This is a genomic window from Vibrio sp. 1069, from assembly GCF_033340555.1.
Map to the genome: position 1 here is coordinate 1 of NZ_JAWOWP010000673.1, position 582 is coordinate 582.

Sequence of the window (582 nt, forward strand, 5' to 3'; positions counted from 1 at the left end):
GGAATTAGCCAGTACCATACGTCGTGATTTTCAGGATGGACTGAAATCAGAATTTTGTTGCGATCGTACTCTGGCTCTTGTGGTGAAATATGATCTTCGATATGCGTAAAGATCGCTTTTCTTGGTGGAAGGCAAGAAGGTTCTTCCAGATCCAGCAAACGCGGCAGCACTCGGCCAAAACCACTCGCATCCAAAACAAAATCGGCTTCGATTTGATACGCCTGCTTATCGGGCCCAACCACTTCTAAGCGCGATTTTTTGCCTTCAAACGCCAAGCTAACCAGCTCATGTTGATAACGAATATCGACGCCCTGCTCTGCGGCGTTGTCAGCGAGCACTTTATCAAAGCTGGCGCGTTGAACCTGAAATGTGGTGCCTGGCCCTGCGGTAAATTTGTCGGTGAAGTCAAAGTGGGTGTAGACCCCGTTACGACGGAACGCCGCACCATCTTTGAATTGGAAGCCATGCTGCTTCACCGCCTCTGTCATTCCGGCAAGTTCAACCACCTCCATACAAGCTGGAAGTAAGCTTTCGCCAATTGAGAAACGAGGGAACGTCGCTTTTTCGATCACGACAACATCA

General features: G+C 49.3%; 1 protein-coding gene. It reads right to left on the reverse strand.

Annotated features, from left to right (window positions below; translation table 11 throughout):
- A partial coding sequence (locus R7040_RS28395) for an NAD(P)/FAD-dependent oxidoreductase (RefSeq protein ID WP_318097879.1) occupies positions 1-582 on the reverse strand: 582 nt, incomplete at both ends.